A 20,387-nucleotide genomic window follows, 5' to 3' on the forward strand; every position below is an offset into this window, starting at 1 on the left:
TTTCGCCTTTCACACAAAATAACGACAAAATGAACTTGTGAAAGGAAGAGTGCAGGTGAACCAATTTTATCGTGTACATGGTGATGTGATCGAAACACCATTAAGAGGGATGGAAGTCATGTCAGTCCCTTATTTAAATAAAGGGGTTGCATTTACAAAGGAAGAGCGGGAGGAGCTCGGGTTAAAGGGATTTCTTCCGCCTAAGGTCTTAACCTTAGAGGATCAGGCAAAGCGTGCATATGAGCAGTTCAAGGCACAGCCGGATGATCTAGGGAAAAATGTGTATTTAACATCACTTCATGATAGAAATGAAGTGCTTTTTTACAAATTACTTAATGAGCACTTGGCGGAAATGCTTCCGATTGTCTACACGCCGACTGTAGGAACGGCTATTCAGCGTTATAGCCATGAGTATCGAAAGCCAAGAGGGCTCTATTTATCGATTGATGATCTGGAAGGCATGGAGGAGATTTTTGCCTCTTATGGTGTCGATGAATCAATCGACTTAATCGTTGCAACTGATGCAGAAGGCATTTTAGGTATTGGAGACTGGGGCGTTGGCGGGATTGCCATTTCAGTTGGGAAACTTGCTGTTTATACAGCTGCAGCAGGCATTGATCCCAGCCGCGTGCTGGCAGTAGTGCTTGATGCCGGAACGAACCAGGAAAGTCTATTGAATGATCCGCTTTATGTTGGAAATCAGCACTCCCGCGTTCGAGGAGAGCGCTATGATCAGTTCATTGATCAATATGTCGAGCTTGCCCGCGCTACTTTCCCAAACGCCCTCCTTCACTGGGAAGACTTTGGGACAAAGAATGCCCGTGCGATATTGGAAAAATATAAGGATCGTATTTGTACATTTAACGATGACATTCAAGGGACTGGCGCCGTTTCACTTGCTGCAGTGCTAGCATGTGCAAAAGCTTCGAAAGTTCCGCTGAAAGATCACCGTATTGTCATTTTTGGAGCGGGTACGGCAGGTATTGGCATAGCCGAGCAAATCCGTGATGCGATCGTCAGAGACGGAGTCAAAGAAGAGGAGTCCTACGATCATTTCTGGTGTATTGATAAAACGGGGCTGCTCACAGATGATTCACCTGACATTCAGCCATTTCAAAAGCCGTATGCAAGACGTTCTGACGAAGTAAAGGATTATGCCCGTAATGGTCCAAAGCATTCGATTGATCTATTAGAGGTCGTCAAGCAGGCGAAACCAACGATCTTAATTGGCACCTCGACTGTCGGAGGCGCTTTTACAGAGGAAATTGTAAAAGAAATGGCGTCACACGTGGAGCGCCCTGCGATTTTACCGATGTCGAATCCGACCCCTCTTTCAGAAGCAAAGCCGCAAGATCTGATCGAGTGGACTGAAGGACGTGCCCTTGTGACAACGGGAAGTCCATTTGCTCCTGTCGAGTATGGCGGTGTCACATATGAAATTGGACAAGCGAATAATGCCCTTGTCTTCCCAGGACTTGGTCTAGGCACAATTGTGTCAAAAGCTAGGTTGATGACAGACAGTATGTTTGTTGCGAGTGCTGAAGCCATTGCAAGCATGGTCAATGTTGGGAAGCCGGGTGCAGCGATGCTGCCAAGTGTCGATCAGCTTCGAACCGTTTCAGCGACAGTGGCCGTCCGTGTGGCGCAGGCAGCAATTGATGAAGGAATAGCAGAAGAAACGCCTGATGATCTTATTCAGGCTGTGCAGGACGCTATGTGGCATCCTGTGTACAAAAAAATCAAAGCCATATAAAAAAAGCTTCGCAAGGACACGTCTTTGCGAAGCTTTCTTGATCAAGCAACAGAATCAATGACATCCACGATCATGCCAGTTTTGGCATCAATCATTACTTCATACTGTTCAAGCTCGCCAAAGGCAGAGCGGGTAATGCCAGATTTGTACACATCAATCGTTTCACCATTTACGGTATACGGTTCTGGTACAGTATAAATCCAAGAGCCATCAATAGGGCCGCGCTGTTTAAAAGCAGATTTCACAATTTTTAATGCTTTTTCAGATGAGATATACGTAGGGAAAAATACTTTCTTTGCAACAATTGCAGCGGCTACGCCAATACTCGCACCAATCAGAACATGTTTTAACTTCAACGTGCTGCACCTCCGTATTGCTGTTTTTTCCATTATACAAAACTTGTCCATTGATGTTAAGGAATCCGAATACTTGAAAGCATATTCAAAATTTCTGGAGAGATACTTGGAAAACCGAAAGAATTCTTATAGTATAAAGTGAGTGTTATTTTTATAGGAATATATATGGTCATTACATAGAAACGAGGTAAACTGTAGAATGAACGAAGAAACATTGTCGCTTTTCCGAAATTTAACAGAATTACAGGGAACTCCAGGAAATGAGCACCATGTGCGTGCTTTTATGAAAAAGGAACTTGAGAAATATTCTGATGAACTCATTCAAGACCGTCTTGGCGGAGTGTTTGGCGTACGCAAGGGGCAGGAAAACGCACCGAAAATTATGGTAGCGGGTCATATGGATGAAGTCGGATTCATGGTCTCATCGATTACGAAAAACGGGATGATTCGTTTTCAAACACTTGGCGGCTGGTGGAGTCAAGTCATGCTGGCGCAGCGTGTGGACGTCCATACCGATCACGGGCCAATTCCTGGTGTCGTCTCTAGTACACCTCCTCACCTTCTGACGCCAGAACAAAAAAGCAAACCTGTGAAGCCGTCAGATATGCTCATTGATATTGGTGCAGACAGTGAAGAAGAGGCAAAAGAGCTTGGCGTTCGTCCAGGACAGCAAATCGTTCCTGCAACGGTTTTTACCCCAATGGCGAATCCAAAAAAGATTTTAGCGAAGGCTTGGGATAACCGCTATGGCTGCGGCCTTGCAATTGAATTATTAAAAGAATTAAAAGACGAAACACTTTCATGTCAGCTGTACTCAGGAGCAACTGTTCAAGAGGAAGTTGGGCTTAGAGGGGCTGAGGTAGCTGCGAATATGATTCAGCCAGATCTTTTCTTCGCTTTAGATGCGAGTCCTGCAAACGATGTGACAGGTGACAAAACACAGTTCGGCCAGCTTGGAAAAGGTGCACTTCTGCGTATTTTTGATCGGACAATGATTACGCACCGCGGAATGAGAGACTTTGTGCTTGATACTGCTGAGACAAACAACATTCCATATCAATATTTCGTATCACCGGGTGGTACGGACGCTGGACGTGTTCATATTTCAAACCAAGGTGTGCCTTCTGCCGTCATTGGGGTTTGCGCACGCTACATTCATACAAGTCATTCTGTTTTGCATGTGGATGATTACGCAGCGGCTAAAGAGTTAATTGTCCGCCTTGTCAAAAATTGTGATCAAAGTACAGTGGATTCTATTTATCAACAAGTATAAATAGAATAGAAAAAGGCTGCTTCTTCAATGAGAGCAGCTTCAGCGTGTAGACAAACCCTCGCATTCTTTGTCAGTCCTGCGTGCCGGTGCTCACGAATGTACAATTCGCTCCGCTCCGGTACTCGTCCTTCTTAGACTGCAAAGGTTTTCTATCACGCTGAAAAGAAGACAAAGGGCTAAAATAAACATCATTTTAGCCCTTTGTCAACTATCTGAAAGGCTGCCTCTTCAATGAGAGCAGCCTTCTTTATTATTGCTGTTCAAACACATAAGATAACGCCTTGATCGCTTGGTTTACGGTTTCCACAGTGATATTTGCTTTGTTTGAGAGTTCTTTTAACGGATGGTGCAGCTCTTTTGGACGGATTAAAATAAGAGGTTTCCCTTTTGCAATCGCAGCAGATGCATCCATGGCTGTGTTCCACTGTTTATATTTCTCACCAAAGCGTGCAATGACGACATCTGCTTTGTTTAATAAAATTTCAGTACGAAAATTGTTCAAATCAGAAGCTGCATCATCTTTGAAAATGGCATTCGGCTGCTCACCTAAAATATCCTCACCGATGTTATCTGAGCGGTCATGATTCTCCATTGGACCGACAAATGTCACTGGCAGCTTCAAAGATTGGCTTTTCTCCTTGATTTCATCACGCCACTGGCTATGAATTTCTCCAGCTAAATAGACAGTTAATTGCATAACGATCTCCTCCTTTTGTACAAACTTAGTAAAGGTTTGTCCTGTTTCTTTTCATGTTACACAAGAAGTGCTTGATAAAGCAAAAAAAATATGATTATGATATTCATGGTAGAGACTATTTTTCATCGTAAGAATACTACATATAATGGGAAGGACAGGCCTCTTCGTCTTTCCTATGAGAAAGCAGGAAGACGACGTTGATGACTTATTTGAAAAGAAAGGGGATCTCCCTTTCACTAAAGGTGTATTTCATTGATGCACTTTCTTATATGGCTTTAGGTCTATTTGCTACATTAGTGGTAGGTCTGATTTTAAAAACAGCAGGCGGTCTGTTATCACTTTCTCTCATTGTGAAAATGGGAACGCTTGCTATGGGACTGATGGGACCGGCAATTGGCGTAGCAGTTGCTTATCGCTTAAATGCTTCTCCATTAATCATTTTTGCAAGTGTTGTCTCAGGTGCTGCTGGAGCAGAGCTTGGGGGTCCTGCTGGAAGCTTTGCCGCAGCATTAATTGGTGTGGAACTCGGCAAGCTGGTCAGTGGTGAGACAAGAATTGATATTATTTTAACGCCGCTTGTCACCATTATCACTGGCTTTTTCACCGCTGCTTTCATCGGACCTGGGATTGAAGCCATGATGACAGGGCTCGGCAGGCTCATTATGTGGGGGACAGACCAAAGCCCGCTGATCATGGGCATGCTGGTAGCGACCATTGTTGGACTTGCCCTCAGTTCTCCGATCTCAAGTGCTGCACTTGCGCTTATGCTTGACTTAAGCGGAACCGCTGCTGGTGCTGCAACGATTGGCTGCTGTGCTCAAATGGTTGGCTTTGCTGCTGCAGGCTTTAGAGAAAATCGCTTTGGCGGTCTTGCGGCTGTCGGCATTGGAACGTCAAAATTGCAGCTTTCGAACATTGTGAAAAATCCCCTCATCCTGATTCCGCCGACGATTGCTGGTCTGATTCTCGCGCCAATTGGTATTATTGGCTTTGGGATGGTCAATAATGCGGCAGGAGCGGGAATGGGAACGAGCGGCCTTGTTGGACAGCTCATGACCCTGACCGTCATGGGGTTTCATCCATCTGTGTTTCTGGCGATAGCTCTCTTGCATATCGTTGGCCCGGCAGTGATTAGTTTGGTAGTATCAGAATGGATGAGAAAGAAAGGCTATATACAATACGGAGATTTAACCATACAAACTGGAGGAATGAAACATGAAAAAAATTGAATCAAACGAAGAATTACAAAAAGTGATTCAAGAAGACTTAACGGTATTGCTATTTTCAGCTGACTGGTGCCCGGACTGCACATTTATTGAGCCATTCTTGCCAGAGCTTGAAGCAAACTACCCAGAATTTGAGTACTTCTATGTTGATAGAGACAAGTTCATTGACACTTGTGCAGAGTGGGAAATTTACGGCATTCCAAGCTTTTTAGTCTTTAAAAACGGACAAGAGATTAACCGCTTTGTCAGCAAAGATCGTAAGACAAAGGAAGAGATTGAAGCATTTTTAACAGATTCTCTTTCTAAATAACGAAAGGAGAGTCTAAAACGATGGCAAAAATGACATCAAGACAGCTTGCGAATGAACTCAAAAGCCGTCTAACGAACGACAGCTGGTCACACCAGTTTGACCGGGAAAAAGATACGCTTCGTATTGAAGATAAACAAACAGGCAAAGGCATCACACTAGAGCTCCCGCCAATTATTGCAAAATGGGAAGTAAAGCCTGATGAAACCATCGATGAGATCGTTTATTATGTGAAAGAAGCGCTGAGTGCGATGAAAGGCGAAGCGCAGCACATTTCAGGAAAAGAAAAGCAGATCTATCCAGTCATTCGTTCCACTTCCTTTCCTGAGGCATCAAGTGATGGAATTCCCCTCGTGTTTGATGAACATACAGCAGAAACGAGAATCTACTATGCACTTGATCTTGGAAGCACCTATCGATTAATTGATGAAAAGATGCTTCAAAAGGAAAACTGGACAAAAGAGCGAATTAGAGAAACCGCCAGCTTCAATGTCCGTTCGCTAGAAACTGTAGTGAAAATGGATGAAGTGGCAGGCAACCGGTTTTATTTCTTCCGTGCAAATGACGGATATGACGCCAGCAGACTTTTAAATGAATCGTTATTACAAGAATACGCGCAAAAAATAGAAGGACAAATGGCGATTTCTGTTCCCCATCAAGATGTATTCATCATTGCTGATGTTCGCAATGATTCAGGCTATGATATTTTAGGACAGATGTCGATGAGCTTCTTCGCCAGCGGTACGGTTCCGATTACCGCATTATCATTTTTATATGATGAGGGGAAGCTTGAACCGATCTTTATACTTGCAAAAAGCAGACCAAAACAGCAGTAGAAGGGAATTTTGAAGAATGAACGTTTTTTATAATGCAGAAGGTGTAGGCGACACACTCCTTATTTCATTGAAAGATGTGACGAGAGAAGAAGTAGGTCATGAGACGTTTGGAGATGTTGTACGAATCTTCAATCAAGAAACAAAAGAAACAACAGGCTTTAATATCTTCAATGCATCCACTTACATGAAAATTGAAGAAAACGGATCTGTCCCGCTTTCTGAAACCATTGTTCAAGATATCAATGAAATTTTAAACCGCAACGGTGTCAGTGAAACGTTGACTGTGGATCTATCACCAAAATTTGTTGTCGGCTATGTGAAGGAAAAAGAAAAGCATCCGAACGCGGATAAATTAAACATTTGCCAAGTTGATGTAGGCGATGAAACCTTACAAATCGTATGCGGTGCACCAAACGTTGACCAAGGCCAATATGTCGTGGTGGCGAAGGTCGGTGCAGTGATGCCAAACGGTATGGTCATCAAAGATGCTGAGCTTAGAGGTGTTCCATCAAGCGGCATGATCTGTTCAGCGAAAGAGTTAGATCTTCCAGACGCACCTGCTGAAAAAGGGATTCTTGTTTTAGATGGAAGCCATCAAGCTGGCGAACCCTTTAAAGCGTAACCTCCCATAAACGGACACATAGGAGCGAAGAATGTGTTATACCAAAAGTCACTAAGTACGTACTTAGTGACTTTTTTTCATCTACAGACAGCATGAACAGCAAAAAGCGGCACTTTTCTCGCTTTTCTGCATGAAAAAGCAATGGTATACTAAAAATCGCCCAAGAAAACGTAAGGGGAGTTAAAGTGAGTGATAAATGATGAGTTGGTTAGATAAATTTTTTAGTGTATTTTTAGGAGAAGAAAAGAAAGAAGAAAAAGCTGCAAGACCTGAAGAAGATCTAGCTGCACCAAAGCAGCCAGCTTTTGAACCGCATAAAGAATATAAAAAAATCGAAGATACGAAAGTGTATTATGAATATCCAAAAGGGAACTTTCGCTTTCCGCTCGTTCCAGATGAACCTCAGCGCGATGGAGTGAAGCCGGAGAGAAGACGCGCCAAACCAAGCCAGTCAAAGACCAGACAGACAACCTATCAGCCTAAACAAACGCTTCAGCCTGATATGAATAAAAAGCCATTCAAACCAGAGCAAATTCCATCACCGATCTATGGCTATCATCAGGATATGCGTCCAAAACGGGCAGATGCAAAAGAAGAAACAGCTTCAGTTCAAAGGAAAGCAGCAGAAGAAACGGCGCAGCGTGTCACACTGTTATCAGAAGAGGCAGAGCGTGAACGGAATGTCAGACAGCAAATGAACATCCCGTCAATACAGAAAGAAAAACGTATCGAGGAAATGGTTTCAGCGTCAGCAGAAGAGAGAGCAGATAAGGAGCCAGCAGTAACCCCGCATACATTACAAGAGGAACTCGCTTATCAAGATCATGTTCAATCGACGATGGAACGTTTAACTGACGAGTCTTTCATCGAGCCAGAAGAAAACGAGCCAGAAGATCATCATGAAGCTGATTTACATAAGCAGCAAGCCGAAGTCTATCAGGAGCAGCCGGTAGAGTCTGAGCCAGAACAGGCTGCCTCAAGCAATGACGAAGAAATAAAAGACGAGCCTGTCAATCAGTTTGAAGAGCATACTGAGGAAATAGAGATGTTGACCTTCGAAACACCGGAACCTTCGCAGCCAGCGATTGAAATGGAAGTAGACATTCCAGCAGAAGAAGCGGCGTTAACAGAAAACATTTCAGCAGAACCGGTGGAAGAAGTAGAAGCTGATCCAATAGAAGACAAACAAGAAGAAGCGCCAGCGGCAGCATTTGAAGAAGCTGAGCCAGTCAAACATGACCTGCCGGAAGATCAGCTGGTTCAAGAAGCTGAAATTGAAGAAGATCAAGCGGTGCCAGTAGAGCAAGTAAGAGAGGAACAAACTGCATCTGAACCGGCAGAAACGGTCATAGAACTGACAGAGCAGCAAGAACAAACGCAGGAAGTCAAGAAAGAAGAACCAAAACAGACATCTCCGCAGCCACAACGCACAAGCGGTCAAACCTCCACGGTTCCTTTTAATGTCATGATGTTAAAAAGCGACCAGCGCGTGCAAGGGCAAAAGAAAGCAGCCGATACACAAGGATATGTTTTTCCAAGTCTCGCCCTTTTAGACGTACCGCCAGCTCAAAAAGAAGAGGACGGGACATGGGTGAAAGAGCGGGCTGAGCTGCTCAATGCGACACTTAAAAATTTCAACGTAAGAGCAAGTGTGGTTCATGTCACACAGGGACCTTCTGTAACAAGGTTTGAAGTACATCCAGAACCAGGTGTCAAAGTGAACAAAATCACGAACCTGTCAGATGATATTAAACTTAGTTTGTCCGCAAAGGATATTCGAATTGAAGCCCCGATTCCAGGAAAGAACACAATCGGGATCGAAGTGCCAAACCTGCACAGTAAAATGGTGTTCTTAAGAGAAATGATCAGAAGCAGTGCGTTTAGAGACAATCCATCTCCTTTAACAGCGGCACTCGGATTAGATATTTCAGGCCAGCCTGTCGTGGTTGATCTGCAAAAAATGCCCCATGGCTTAATTGCCGGAGCCACTGGTTCAGGAAAAAGCGTCTGCATTAATACGATTTTAGTGAGCTTAATGTTTAAAGCATCACCAGATGAAGTGAAAATGCTCTTAATTGACCCTAAAATGGTTGAATTAGCGCCGTATAATCACATTCCGCATCTTGTGAGTCCCGTCATTACCGATGCCAAGACAGCAACAGCTGCTCTGAAATGGGTAGTGGATGAAATGGAAAGACGCTATGAACTATTTGCACACTCTGGCGTGAGAGAAATTAAACGATTCAATGAGCTTGTGAAAGAAAAACAAATGGGTGAAAAACTGCCTTATCTCGTCGTGGTGATCGATGAGCTGGCTGATTTAATGATGGTCGCACCAAATGAAGTCGAAGAAAGCATCTGCCGAATTGCACAGAAAGCAAGAGCATGCGGCATTCACTTATTGATTGCGACACAAAGACCTTCTGTTGATGTCATTACAGGTCTCATTAAAGCCAATATCCCAACAAGAATTGCGTTTTCTGTTTCAAGTCAGGTGGATTCAAGAACGATCATTGACATGGCAGGTGCAGAAAAGCTTCTCGGAAAAGGGGACATGCTCTTCTTAGAAAATGGCTCTGGCAAGCCGACAAGGCTTCAAGGGAACTTTGTATCAGACCGTGAGATTGATCAAGTGGTGGCACATGTGAGAAAGCAGCGCAAGCCCGTGTTCCTTTTTGAACAGGAGGAACTAATGCTGCAAGGCTCTGCGATTACAGACGAAGATGAATTGTTTATGGATGCCTGCCGTTTTGCCATCGAGCAGAATAGCGCTAGTACATCAAGTTTGCAGCGAAGATTTAGAATTGGCTACAATCGTGCAGCCAGGTTGATTGACATGATGGAGCGCGAGGGCATGATCTCTGGTGCGAAAGGCAGTAAGCCAAGAGAAGTGCTCATGACACTGAGTGACTTAGAACAGTTGATCTAAACAAACCACTTCATTTTTTTCGTAAACATGGTATGATAGCACATAGGTGCAATTTTGTAATTGGACGCTTTTCGCATGTCTGCCAGAACGCTTTTTTATGTAAAATAAGCGGAAACAGGTGTTAGAAATGGGAAAGTTGTCGGATACTAATCATAGTTAATATTGATTAGAATAGGAAGATCGGAAAAAAATCTTATTTGGAGCTGCGATCTGTGATCAGCTAGAGGCAAAAATCACAAGTTGCAAATTGAAATGAGCGTCATATACTGTAAGTCAGATAGACGTTTGTTGGAGGTACAATTATGACTGTTTATCATTTTGTTGGAATAAAAGGGACAGGTATGAGTCCACTGGCCCAAATTCTTCATGATACTGGGTATACTGTCCAAGGATCGGATATCGAAAAACATATCTTTACACAAAAAGCATTAGAAGAACGAAATATTAAAATTCTACCTTTTGACCCTGATAATATTCAGCCAGGGATGACGGTCATCGCAGGAAATGCATTCCCTGATACACACCCTGAGATTGAACGTGCCCTTTCTGAAGGGATTCCTGTCATTCGTTACCATAAATTCCTTGGAGAATACATGGATTCATTCACAAACGTTGCGATTACTGGTGCTCATGGAAAAACATCGACAACAGGACTGCTTGCTCACGTCATGCAGGCAGCCAAACCTACTTCGTACTTAATCGGTGATGGATCTGGAATGGGGAAAGAAAACAGCGAGTATTTTGTCTTTGAAGCATGCGAATACCGCAGACACTTCCTCAGCTATCATCCAGATTATGCGATCATGACCAATATTGATTTTGATCACCCTGATTATTTCTCGGATATTGATGACGTATTTGATGCGTTTCAAAACATGGCGCTTCAAGTGAAAAAAGCCATTATTGCCTGTGGTGATGATGAGCATCTGCCAAAGATTCAAGCGAAGGTACCTGTTGTGTACTACGGTTTCAACGAAGAAAATGATTTCCAAGCTCGCAATGTTGTGAAAAATACGGAAGGCACTACATTTGATGTATTTGTACGCAATACGTTTTATGATACCTTCTACATTCCTGCCTACGGAAATCATAATGTCCTCAACTCGTTAGCTGTCATTGCATTATGTCACTATGAGTCCATTGATGTAGAGCTTATCAAAGGCGCATTAACGACATTTGGCGGTGTGAAACGACGCTTTAATGAAAAAGTGGTCGGTGAGCAGGTCTTAATTGACGATTATGCACATCATCCAACTGAAATTGAAGTCACGATTGAAGCAGCTCGCCAAAAATATCCGGACCGTGATATTGTAGCTGTCTTCCAGCCTCATACGTTCACACGTACACAGCAATTCTTAAGTGAATTTGCTGACAGTCTAAAGAAAGCCGACTATGTCTACCTTTGTGATATTTTCGGTTCAGCCCGTGAAAACATTGGGAAGCTGAGCATTGAAGATTTACGAGAAAAAATCCCGCAGGCCCAATTAATTGAGGAAGAAGATACATCTGTGCTGAAAACGCACGAAGATGCGATTCTGATCTTTATGGGAGCAGGAGACATTCAGAAATATTTGCGTGCTTATGAAAAAGTTGCTGTATAAATGCTTAAAAAAGTGCCGTTTCACACGGCACTTTTTTTATTTTGAATAAAATGTGACAAAAGGGCTAAATGTGTCAACATGCGGCGCTTTTTTTCGTTCGCTGTGGACAGGAATTAGCGAATAAGTGTAGAATTATTATTCAATCGGTCATTCTAGGCGATGTTTGAATGATACAACGAGAGGGTAATGAATTGAATATGCCCGCAGCAAAGGAGGTATCAGATGATTATTATTCTATATCTAAGCGTTGCACTGATCGCAATTGCTTTCCTCATTCTTGTCATCTATTTGTCCAAAACATTAAAATCCTTACAGCTGACATTAAAGAATGTTGCATCAACTTTAGAAGGTCTTGAAGGTCAGATGCAAGGCATCACCACAGAGACAGCACAGTTGCTACATAAGACGAATCAGCTTGCTGAAGATATTCAAGACAAATCAGCAAAACTAGGCACAGTTGTGGATGCGGTGCAGGGAATTGGCGGCTCGATCAACCAATTTAATACAAGCATAAAGCAGGCAGCTGGTGCGGTTTCTTCATCCGTTGAAAGAAATCAAGAAAAAGTGACGGATGTGGTTAGCTGGAGTAACGCAGCACTTGAAATTTATAAAAAATGGAAACAGCGTAAACACCAAAAATAAACCATATTCGCATAGGAGGAATAATCATGAGCAAAGACGGAATCAATAGCAAAGACTTTTTGATCGGAACACTTATTGGTGGAATTGTTGGTGCAACAACAGCATTATTTTTAGCACCGAAGTCAGGGAAAGAGCTTCGCGATGATTTGAACACCCAAGCGAATGTTTTAAAAGAAAAAACAGATCGACTCGCAACAGATGCAAAAGAAAGAGGCACTGAATATGTGACGATTGCGAAAGATAAAACGTCTGAATTGTCTCAGCTTGTAGCAGAGCAGTCAAATCAGATTTTAGACAAAGTGAAAGACATAAAAGACCGTGCGGCTGGTAAAGCTAATCATGTGAAAAGTGAAGCAGAAGATGCGGCAGCTGATTTAGCAAGCGAAGCATCAGATGTAGCTGATGAAGCAAAAGTACGAGCACAAGAAGCAAAATCAGAAATTGAAGACGGCATCAAGGATGTCAAAGAAAAAGTAGAACAATCTACTAAAGGCTAACGCTCACTGCTCGAAGTGAAGAAGGAGGACATCATGTCAAAACAACTCATTGAAACAGAAGAACAGTTTGATCAACTAACGAATCAAGATGGGACGTTTGTCTTTTTTAAGCACAGTTTGACATGTCCGATCAGCCAAGCGGCTTTTCAAGAGTTTGAAGCATTTACGTCTGCACATGAAGACGTGCCAACGTATTTCTTGCAAATTCAAAATACGAGAGAGCTTTCATCCTACGTGGCTGAAAAATCGGGTGTAAAGCACGAAAGTCCTCAAGCACTCGTCATGAGTGGTGGCAAAGTGAAGTGGCATGCATCCCACTCAAGCATTACAAAAGAAGCGCTTGAACATAATCTGTAAAAGAAAGAAACGTCAGCAGCGGCTGACGTTTTTTTTATAAAAAAAGGTTTACTTGAACGAAAAGTATGCTATAATCTTACATACAATACTTTACCGCTTAAAAGCGTTTTGGTAATAAAGAAAATTTTCGTGACAATTCCGAAATCTTTGTTTATAATAAACCCTATCATGCAAGAATGAAAAAATAAAAAGCGAGAACAGGCAGAGGAAAGGATGACAAAAATGAGCAACAATGAACTAGAAAAATTGAGGCAGCAAGCAGATGAACTAAATCTTCAAATCTTAAAACTGATCAATGAAAGAGGAAACATTGTCAAAGAAATTGGAAAAGCGAAAGAAGCGCAAGGTGTCAACCGTTATGATCCTGTCAGAGAGCGCACAATGCTGAACCAAATTCTTGAAGAAAATGATGGACCATTTGAAAACTCAACGATTCAGCATATTTTCAAAGAGATTTTCAAAGCGGGTCTAGAGCTTCAAGAAGATGACCACAGCAAAGCGCTTCTTGTTTCTCGTAAGAAAAAACCAGAAAACACAATCGTGAACATCAATGGGGAAGCGATCGGTGATGGAAAGCAGCGCTTCATCGTTGGACCATGTGCTGTTGAAAGCTACGAGCAAGTTGCAGAAGTAGCTGCAGCAGCGAAACAACAAGGGTTAAAACTACTACGCGGAGGCGCATTTAAACCTCGTACAAGTCCATACGATTTCCAAGGACTTGGTGTAGACGGTCTTAAGATTCTAAAGCGTGTAGCGGATGAATACGGTCTTGCTGTCATTAGTGAAATTGTTAATCCTGCTCATATTGAAGAAGCGATTGAGCATATTGATGTCATCCAAATTGGGGCACGTAACATGCAAAACTTCGAACTATTAAAAGAAGCCGGTTCCGTGAAGAAACCAGTTCTTTTAAAACGCGGTCTTGCAGCGACCATTTCTGAATTCATCAATGCAGCTGAATACATCATCGCCCAAGGAAATGATCAAATCATCCTTTGCGAGCGCGGTATCCGCACATACGAAACAGCGACAAGAAATACACTAGATATCTCGGCAGTGCCAATCTTGAAACAAGAGACACATTTACCAGTCTTCGTTGATGTGACGCATTCAACTGGACGTAGAGATCTTCTCCTTCCAACAGCAAAAGCAGCTCTTGCGATTGGAGCAGACGGTGTCATGGCAGAAGTACATCCAGATCCATCTGTTGCTCTATCTGATTCAGCGCAGCAAATGGACATTCCACAATTCGAAAAATGGTTAGATGCGTTAAGACCACTTGTCAACATTCACGCGTAATCATAGATAGAAATAGCCGCCGGATGACTGCCCGGCGGTTTTTTTATGGAAAAAATACCATGAGGTTTGGGAATGAAAGGAAGAAAGCACATTGCAAGCCCAAAAAGTGCTTGTTCACAATGTTTTCATTTTTAAAATTCGATAGAATCTGCTAAGATCATTGTCATAGCTGGCGTTCTCGATGCTTTTTTATGAAATATGATTCAAATTACAGGTAACAAGCTGATTAAAGTTTGTTTAATTTAGTTATAAAAAGAAAGGGAACGTTTTCATATGACAAAAAAACGTGTATAATTTCATAAAAGAATGTCATTTTGATGTAGATTGAAAAATTATGTGTCTCTTTTCATCGTTTTAATGACAAATAGGATATTATTTTCCTCGTATCTGACATGTCTCTATCCAATTGGTGAATGCTATAGATATGAAGTGTATTTGAAGGAGTGATTTATGTGAATAATGTTACAATATATGATGTAGCAAGAGAAGCAAATGTAAGTATGGCAACGGTATCACGCGTAGTAAATGGTAATCCAAACGTAAAACCAACAACAAGAAAAAAGGTGCTTGAAGCGATTGATCGCCTTGGCTATCGTCCAAATGCAGTGGCACGAGGCCTTGCAAGTAAAAAAACAACGACAGTTGGGGTCATCATCCCTGATATTTCTAGTATCTTCTATTCAGAATTAGCACGCGGTATTGAAGATATCGCCACGATGTATAAATACAACATCATTTTAAGCAACTCAGATCAAAATACGGATAAAGAGCTTCATTTGTTAAATACGATGCTTGGCAAACAAGTAGACGGAATTGTCTTTATGGGCGGAAACATCACAGATGTGCATGTGGAAGAATTTAAGCGCTCTCCTGTACCGATTGTGCTTGCAGCATCTGTTGAAGAACAGGCTCAAACACCATCTGTTAACATCAACTATGAGCAGGCGATTTATGATTCCGTTCAGCTGTTAGTTGAAAAAGGACATAAACGAATTGCGTTTGTTTCTGGTCCAATGTCAGAACCAATTAATTCCGTGAGAAAGCTTGCAGGTTATAAGCGTGCGCTTGAAGAAGCGGGTATCGCGTTTGACGATGCACTTGTCGCTGAAGGCGATTACTCTTATGACTCTGGGATTGAAGCACTTGCTCATCTGCTTGAGCAGTCTGACAAGCCGACAGCTGTTATCGCAGCTACAGATGAAATGGCGCTAGGTGTCATTCACGGAGCACAAGACAGAGGGGTCTCCATTCCTGAAGATTTAGAAGTGATTGGCTTTGATAATACAAGACTTTCTCTCATGGTGCGTCCTCAGCTGACAACAGTTGTTCAGCCGACATATGATATTGGTGCTGTTGCCATGAGACTGCTCACAAAACTGATGAACAAAGAACAAGTGGACGATCAAATTGTTGAGCTTCCGCACAGAATTGAAGAAAGACAATCAACAAAATAAAATCAAAAAAAGCAGGCTTACCTTATGAGGGAAAGCCTGCTTTTTTTATGCCTTTTTCTTTTCTCTTCTAACAGGCATGAGTGCTTTTTCTACTGTTTGAGCATTTTTTTCTGTGATTTCTGCTTTTCTTGGGATCGGTGGATATAAATCGTCAGGATCTTTCCATGTAGGTGGAAGGGTAACAGGCGATTGCTTATTCCATGACTGAATCCAGTCCTGAGGGAGCTCGTCTGGCGGTGTAATGCCTTTCATCTCAAGCCAAATGCGGCTCCACGCTCTTGGAACGACGCGCCAAATATCATATCCTCCTCCGCCAACAGCGATCCACTTGCCGTCACAATATTGATGCGCAAGCTCATGAGCAAGTCTAGGAATTTCTTCATATATTTTCATGGTGGCAGATAAATGAGTTAACGGGTCATAGTAGTGTGCATCTGCCCCATTTTGCGTTAAAATCACATCTGGTTTAAAAAAAGCAGCAATCTCAGTCACTGCTGTTCGGTATGCTTCGAGGAACGATTCATCTTCCGTAAATGCATCTAGCGGAATATTATAGGCGTAGCCATAGCCTTTATCGTGGCCTCTTTCCTGTACTTGTCCGGTTCCAGGGAACAAGTAGCGTCCCGTTTCATGAATGGAGACTGTACATACCTCTGGGTCGTCATAGAAGCTGAACTGGACACCATCGCCGTGATGAGCATCCGTATCAATATATAAAATTCTAGCGCCATATGTCTTTTGAATATATTGAATAGCCACAGAGCTGTCATTATAAATACAAAAGCCAGATGCACGCCCTTTGAATCCGTGGTGAAGCCCGCCGCCAAGATTGAGGGCATGCTGTGAATGACCGAGCATCACTTGATCAACCGCTGTTAATGTTCCGCCAACAAGAAGAGATGCCGCCTCATGCATGCCTGCGAACATTGGTGTATCCTCAGTGCCAAGACCGTAGCGTTCACCCTCTGCTGTAGACAGCTTTCCTTCACTTGCCCGCTGCACAGCCTGGATATAATCTGCTGTATGGACGAGCTTTAATTCCTCCAGAGTAGCCATACGCGGTGCGACGATCTCATCCTCTGTTAACGCCTTCATTTTTTGAAGAAGATCATAAGTTAAGTAGACCCGAAGCTGATTGAAGGGATGATCTTGGTTAAATTGGTACGTTTGAAAAGATGGTGAAAAAACAAAGGTCGCTTCCTTCATTTGATCGTCTGCTCCATAGGCCAGAGCACTTTATAGCCTTTTGCGCGAATCAGCTTCGTCACATGATCTGCATGAATGGTTTGAAGGCGGAATACGAGTACCTTAGATGCCTCATTGGCATGCGGGTACACAAGCACACTCAGCAATTGAATATGCTGCTCCTTTAAAATGGCCGTAATGTCTGCGAGGCCTTCTGTCATCTGCTCGACTTCAACCTCTAAGTGCGACCCAGGCTGATCTGCACCTGTCAGTCTTACAAACGTACGAAGCAGATCTGTTTTTGTGATAATGCCTACAAGCTTGCCGCGTCTCACCACTGGAAGACAGCCAATTCCGTGCTCAAAAAAGACACTTGATATCTCCTCTACGAAATCAAGCGGGTGAGCCGTGATCGTCTCTAATACCATGATCTCTTCTACCGGCCGCTGAATAAAGAGCTTCCTTTTCTCTGTTTCAAAAATACTTGGACTGGCATTTTTAATATCCCGATCTGTCACCATCCCAATGACAGATCCTTGATCAGATACGATCGGAATATGCCGGATGTGGTGTGCACTCATTTTTTGAATGGCCTCTTCAATCGTATCGGTTTTTCGCAGCGTGATCACATCACGCTCCATAATTTGTTCAATCATCATTGTTTACCAATCCCCTTTGCCAAAAAAACGAATTGAACGTTAATACATAAAGCGCTGATGGAAGCGAAGACGATCGAAACGCTCGATCGAATCAGGACTCACATGTTTCCCAATTCTCGCCATTAAACAATTGGCTGGATGTGAGCTAATCTCTGGCTCGTCTGTTGCAAACCAGACAAGACCGCCTGCGTTCATCATTTTCTCCATCATTTTGCGGTACTCCCAAACGTTTTTCTTTGTCCCCTTTAAATCCCAATGCCAGTAATATTCAGTTGTAATGATGATGTAATTCTCCATTTGCTCATCCATCATGCTCACATCAAGCAAATGCTTGCCAAGTGAGCATCCTCTAAATGGAGGAGCGACCTCAATCGCGCCAAGCTCAATTAAATTGTCCATTTTGCCCTCTGACCAGCGCTCAAGTGGATCAGGATACAAATACGTGACATAGCCTACGACAAGCTCATTCGCTCTTGCAATGATAATACGTCCTTCTGGAAGATCTGCTATTTCAACAAGTGCTTGTTTCTGTTCCTCAGGCGTGCGAAATGCCGTTAGTCCTTCATGAAACGTATAGTTCGCAAGCTCTGATGCAGGTACCGGTCCTTCAATCAGGATGGAACCTGTTTCTCGCTCAATGGTTTTTGAATAATAAGTTTTAGGATGCTCCACGTATCCACCGCCCCTAATTCTAGTGAGTCGTCTCTATTCTATCTTAAATCTTGCAATAATTAAAACGGTTTCATCAGAAGTTTTTTAAAAATTGAGAAAAAAAGTCATCTATACTATAATGGTCATTGTAAACGTATGCAAAGGGGGACTGTTTGATGAAATTGGAAACGCTACCATCAGTAAAAGGGGATTATCATTTAAATGATTATGAGCAGGCATACAAAGATTTTTCATGGGAGGAAGCTAGAAAAAACTTCTCCTGGTATGAAACAGGAAAAATAAATGCAGCCTATGAAGCGATTGACAGACATGCGGACTCGTTTCGTCAGAACAAGGTGGCGCTTCACTACAAAGATTCACAGCGGGATGAAAAGTATACGTTCAGGGATATGAAAATCAACACAAATAAAGCGGGAAATCTATTCAGAGAAAAGGCACATGTAGAAAAAGGGGATCGCGTGTTTATCTTTATGCCAAGATCACCTGAGCTCTATTTTCTTCTGCTTGGTGCAGTTAAAATTGGAGCGATCGTTGGACCGTTATTTGAGGCATTTATGGAAGGTGCTGTCAAAGACCGTTTAGAGAATAGCGAGGCAAAGGTAATCGTGACAACACCTGATCTGCTTGAGCGAATTCCATTTGCAGAGCTTCCGAAGCTTGAATCTGTCGTCATTGTCGGCGGTGAAAACGAAGACGTCGATGGTGTGCGGACAATTCACTATGAAAAGGCGTTTGAGGAGGCAGCAAAGGAGCTTGAGATTGAATGGATGGATGAAAAAGACGGCTTCCTGCTTCATTACACATCAGGATCTACTGGTACGCCAAAAGGTGTGCTTCATGTCCATGGTGCAATGGTCCAGCAAGGCCAGACTGGTAAATGGGTGCTTGACTTGAAAGAAGATGACGTTTACTGGTGTACAGCTGATCCAGGCTGGGTTACAGGCACAGTGTACGGTATTTTTTCACCGTGGTTAAATGGGGCGACGAATGTGATTTTAGGCGGCCGGTTTAATCCTGATACGTGGTATGAAACCATTGAATCACTCGGTGTAACCGTTTGGTACAGTGCCCCGACAGCCTTTAGAATGCTCATGGGGGCAGGGGATGATCTCATTCAAAAATATGACCTCAGCTCGCTCCGTCATGTTTTAAGTGTGGGAGAGCCGCTTAATCCAGAAGTCATCCGCTGGGGAGATGCTGTTTTTGGCAAGCGAATTCACGACACTTGGTGGATGACAGAAACCGGTGCCCAGCTGATTTGTAATTATCCATGCATGGACATCAAGCCAGGCTCGATGGGAAAACCAATTCCAGGCGTAGAAGCGGCAATTGTCGATAATGCAGGAAATGAACTTCCGCCATACCGGATGGGCAACCTTGCGATTAAAAAAGGCTGGCCTTCTATGATGTATACGATCTGGAACAATCCTGAAAAATATGAATCTTACTTTATGCCGGGAGATTGGTATGTTTCAGGAGATTCAGCTTATATGGACGAAGACGGATACTTTTGGTTCCAGGGACGTGTCGATGATGTCATCATGACGTCAGGAGAGCGGGTCGGTCCATTTGAGGTGGAAAGTAAACTGGTCGAACATCCAGCTATTGCGGAGGCTGGTGTCATTGGAAAGCCAGATCCGGTCCGCGGTGAAATTATTAAAGCATTTATAGCGCTTAGAAGCGGATATGAGCCGACAGATGAGCTGAAAGAAGAGATTCGTACATTTGTGAAAAAAGGACTCGCAGCACATGCGGCACCGCGAGAAATTGAGTTTAAAGACAAACTGCCGAAAACGAGAAGCGGAAAAATTATGAGACGTGTGCTAAAGGCGTGGGAGCTGAATTTACCTGCTGGCGACCTTTCGACAATGGAAGATTAATTTTTTCATCAGTTGACTTGATATCAAAAGTGTGTTAAAAATGACATTAGTTGAATATGAAAAGGTTTTGACTGAGATTCAGTAGAATGATCTTTCCCTGTTGAAGAGAGCTGACGGCTGGTGCGAGTCAGTACAAAGAGAT

The 20,387-nt window shown here is 43.0% G+C and carries 19 protein-coding genes and 1 other annotated feature (1 of these 20 running past the window's edge); of the genes, 14 read left to right on the forward strand and 5 right to left on the reverse strand.

Annotation, left to right across the window (positions count from 1 at the left end; translation table 11 throughout):
* Positions 1 to 55: 55 nt before the first annotated feature.
* Entirely contained in the window at positions 56 to 1,753 is a 1,698-nt protein-coding gene (locus JJ692_RS07585) for an NAD-dependent malic enzyme (protein ID WP_073207028.1), read from the forward strand.
* 41 nt (positions 1,754 to 1,794) lie between these two features.
* Here the strand turns inward: JJ692_RS07585 and JJ692_RS07590 are convergent, their stop codons facing one another.
* Positions 1,795 to 2,109: a PepSY domain-containing protein gene (locus tag JJ692_RS07590; RefSeq protein WP_003217759.1), complete on the reverse strand. Its 315-nt coding sequence runs from the start codon at positions 2,107 to 2,109 to the stop codon at positions 1,795 to 1,797.
* A gap of 199 nt (positions 2,110 to 2,308) precedes the next feature.
* On the opposite strand from JJ692_RS07590, the gene JJ692_RS07595 reads away from it, so the two are divergent.
* Positions 2,309 to 3,382, forward strand: coding sequence for a M42 family metallopeptidase (locus tag JJ692_RS07595; RefSeq protein ID WP_024424863.1), 1,074 nt, complete (start codon positions 2,309 to 2,311; stop codon positions 3,380 to 3,382).
* A 250-nt stretch (positions 3,383 to 3,632) separates the two neighbouring features.
* Here the strand turns inward: JJ692_RS07595 and JJ692_RS07600 are convergent, their stop codons facing one another.
* The gene (locus JJ692_RS07600) at positions 3,633 to 4,079 is read right to left on the reverse strand and encodes a YtoQ family protein (protein ID WP_024426182.1); all 447 of its coding nucleotides are present in this window, start codon (positions 4,077 to 4,079) and stop codon (positions 3,633 to 3,635) included.
* A 200-nt stretch (positions 4,080 to 4,279) separates the two neighbouring features.
* On the opposite strand from JJ692_RS07600, the gene JJ692_RS07605 reads away from it, so the two are divergent.
* The 11 genes from JJ692_RS07605 (at position 4,280) to ccpA (ending at position 15,849) form a co-directional block, all read left to right on the forward strand.
* Positions 4,280 to 5,308 carry a PTS sugar transporter subunit IIC gene (locus JJ692_RS07605; RefSeq protein ID WP_044332407.1) on the forward strand — a complete coding sequence of 343 codons (1,029 nt, stop codon included), beginning with the start codon at positions 4,280 to 4,282 and terminating at the stop codon, positions 5,306 to 5,308.
* On the forward strand, positions 5,295 to 5,615 hold the full coding sequence (locus tag JJ692_RS07610; RefSeq protein ID WP_024424860.1) for a thioredoxin family protein: 321 nt from the start codon (positions 5,295 to 5,297) through the stop codon (positions 5,613 to 5,615). The genes JJ692_RS07605 and JJ692_RS07610 overlap by 14 nt, the downstream gene beginning before the upstream one ends.
* A 20-nt stretch (positions 5,616 to 5,635) precedes the next feature.
* Positions 5,636 to 6,448 carry a DUF1444 domain-containing protein gene (locus JJ692_RS07615; RefSeq protein WP_024426180.1) on the forward strand — a complete coding sequence of 271 codons (813 nt, stop codon included), beginning with the start codon at positions 5,636 to 5,638 and terminating at the stop codon, positions 6,446 to 6,448.
* Positions 6,449 to 6,464: 16 nt separating this feature from the next.
* Positions 6,465 to 7,070 carry a YtpR family tRNA-binding protein gene (gene ytpR / locus JJ692_RS07620; protein ID WP_206534380.1) on the forward strand — a complete coding sequence of 202 codons (606 nt, stop codon included), beginning with the start codon at positions 6,465 to 6,467 and terminating at the stop codon, positions 7,068 to 7,070.
* Between the two features lie 196 nt (positions 7,071 to 7,266).
* On the forward strand, positions 7,267 to 9,999 hold the full coding sequence (locus JJ692_RS07625; protein ID WP_080780802.1) for a DNA translocase FtsK: 2,733 nt from the start codon (positions 7,267 to 7,269) through the stop codon (positions 9,997 to 9,999).
* A gap of 302 nt (positions 10,000 to 10,301) precedes the next feature.
* Positions 10,302 to 11,600 carry a UDP-N-acetylmuramate--L-alanine ligase gene (gene murC, locus JJ692_RS07630; RefSeq protein WP_025092288.1) on the forward strand — a complete coding sequence of 433 codons (1,299 nt, stop codon included), beginning with the start codon at positions 10,302 to 10,304 and terminating at the stop codon, positions 11,598 to 11,600.
* A 222-nt stretch (positions 11,601 to 11,822) separates the two neighbouring features.
* Entirely contained in the window at positions 11,823 to 12,242 is a 420-nt protein-coding gene (locus JJ692_RS07635) for a DUF948 domain-containing protein (RefSeq protein ID WP_012010919.1), read from the forward strand.
* A 26-nt stretch (positions 12,243 to 12,268) separates the two neighbouring features.
* Positions 12,269 to 12,739 (forward strand): YtxH domain-containing protein, encoded by a 471-nt coding sequence (locus JJ692_RS07640; RefSeq protein ID WP_060697648.1) that lies wholly within the window; start codon positions 12,269 to 12,271, stop codon positions 12,737 to 12,739.
* Between the two features lie 33 nt (positions 12,740 to 12,772).
* A complete protein-coding gene (gene ytxJ, locus JJ692_RS07645) occupies positions 12,773 to 13,096 on the forward strand; it encodes a bacillithiol system redox-active protein YtxJ (RefSeq protein WP_206534381.1) in 324 nt (107 codons plus the stop codon).
* A 222-nt stretch (positions 13,097 to 13,318) separates the two neighbouring features.
* Positions 13,319 to 14,395, forward strand: a complete 1,077-nt coding sequence (locus JJ692_RS07650; protein ID WP_034279528.1) for a bifunctional 3-deoxy-7-phosphoheptulonate synthase/chorismate mutase — start codon at positions 13,319 to 13,321, stop codon at positions 14,393 to 14,395.
* A gap of 452 nt (positions 14,396 to 14,847) precedes the next feature.
* Positions 14,848 to 15,849 (forward strand): catabolite control protein A, encoded by a 1,002-nt coding sequence (ccpA, locus tag JJ692_RS07655; RefSeq protein WP_024424851.1) that lies wholly within the window; start codon positions 14,848 to 14,850, stop codon positions 15,847 to 15,849.
* A gap of 45 nt (positions 15,850 to 15,894) precedes the next feature.
* Here the strand turns inward: ccpA and JJ692_RS07660 are convergent, their stop codons facing one another.
* The 3 genes from JJ692_RS07660 to JJ692_RS07670 are packed head-to-tail and all read right to left on the reverse strand — an operon-like array spanning position 15,895 to position 18,365.
* Positions 15,895 to 17,055, reverse strand: coding sequence for an acetoin utilization protein AcuC (locus tag JJ692_RS07660; RefSeq protein WP_149126376.1), 1,161 nt, complete (start codon positions 17,053 to 17,055; stop codon positions 15,895 to 15,897).
* A complete protein-coding gene (locus tag JJ692_RS07665; protein WP_024424849.1) occupies positions 17,052 to 17,693 on the reverse strand; it encodes a CBS and ACT domain-containing protein in 642 nt (213 codons plus the stop codon). The genes JJ692_RS07660 and JJ692_RS07665 overlap by 4 nt, the downstream gene beginning before the upstream one ends.
* Before the next feature lie 39 nt (positions 17,694 to 17,732).
* Complete coding sequence (locus JJ692_RS07670; RefSeq protein ID WP_024424848.1) at positions 17,733 to 18,365, reverse strand: GNAT family N-acetyltransferase; 633 nt, start codon at positions 18,363 to 18,365, stop codon at positions 17,733 to 17,735.
* A gap of 155 nt (positions 18,366 to 18,520) precedes the next feature.
* On the opposite strand from JJ692_RS07670, the gene acsA reads away from it, so the two are divergent.
* Positions 18,521 to 20,245, forward strand: coding sequence for an acetate--CoA ligase (gene acsA / locus JJ692_RS07675; RefSeq protein WP_024424847.1), 1,725 nt, complete (start codon positions 18,521 to 18,523; stop codon positions 20,243 to 20,245).
* Between the two features lie 58 nt (positions 20,246 to 20,303).
* Positions 20,304 to 20,387 (forward strand) — a binding site (T-box leader) (it continues 148 nt past the right edge of the window).

The sequence above is a fragment of the Bacillus sp. 3a genome (assembly GCF_017161885.1).
Lineage (GTDB): Bacteria > Bacillota > Bacilli > Bacillales > Bacillaceae > Bacillus > Bacillus safensis.

What these genes read in the sequence shown, in the direction of transcription:
- JJ692_RS07595 (WP_024424863.1), top strand. Translation starts at nt 2,309, where the DNA reads ATGAACGAAGAAACATTGTCGCTTTTCCGAAATTTAACAGAATTACAG.
- JJ692_RS07600 (WP_024426182.1), bottom strand. Translation starts at nt 4,079, where the DNA reads ATGCAATTAACTGTCTATTTAGCTGGAGAAATTCATAGCCAGTGGCGT.
- JJ692_RS07605 (WP_044332407.1), top strand. Translation starts at nt 4,280, where the DNA reads ATGACTTATTTGAAAAGAAAGGGGATCTCCCTTTCACTAAAGGTGTAT.
- JJ692_RS07610 (WP_024424860.1), top strand. Translation starts at nt 5,295, where the DNA reads ATGAAAAAAATTGAATCAAACGAAGAATTACAAAAAGTGATTCAAGAA.
- JJ692_RS07615 (WP_024426180.1), top strand. Translation starts at nt 5,636, where the DNA reads ATGGCAAAAATGACATCAAGACAGCTTGCGAATGAACTCAAAAGCCGT.
- ytpR (WP_206534380.1), top strand. Translation starts at nt 6,465, where the DNA reads ATGAACGTTTTTTATAATGCAGAAGGTGTAGGCGACACACTCCTTATT.
- JJ692_RS07625 (WP_080780802.1), top strand. Translation starts at nt 7,267, where the DNA reads ATGATGAGTTGGTTAGATAAATTTTTTAGTGTATTTTTAGGAGAAGAA.
- murC (WP_025092288.1), top strand. Translation starts at nt 10,302, where the DNA reads ATGACTGTTTATCATTTTGTTGGAATAAAAGGGACAGGTATGAGTCCA.
- JJ692_RS07635 (WP_012010919.1), top strand. Translation starts at nt 11,823, where the DNA reads ATGATTATTATTCTATATCTAAGCGTTGCACTGATCGCAATTGCTTTC.
- JJ692_RS07640 (WP_060697648.1), top strand. Translation starts at nt 12,269, where the DNA reads ATGAGCAAAGACGGAATCAATAGCAAAGACTTTTTGATCGGAACACTT.
- ytxJ (WP_206534381.1), top strand. Translation starts at nt 12,773, where the DNA reads ATGTCAAAACAACTCATTGAAACAGAAGAACAGTTTGATCAACTAACG.
- JJ692_RS07650 (WP_034279528.1), top strand. Translation starts at nt 13,319, where the DNA reads ATGAGCAACAATGAACTAGAAAAATTGAGGCAGCAAGCAGATGAACTA.
- JJ692_RS07660 (WP_149126376.1), bottom strand. Translation starts at nt 17,055, where the DNA reads ATGAAGGAAGCGACCTTTGTTTTTTCACCATCTTTTCAAACGTACCAA.
- JJ692_RS07665 (WP_024424849.1), bottom strand. Translation starts at nt 17,693, where the DNA reads ATGATGATTGAACAAATTATGGAGCGTGATGTGATCACGCTGCGAAAA.
- acsA (WP_024424847.1), top strand. Translation starts at nt 18,521, where the DNA reads ATGAAATTGGAAACGCTACCATCAGTAAAAGGGGATTATCATTTAAAT.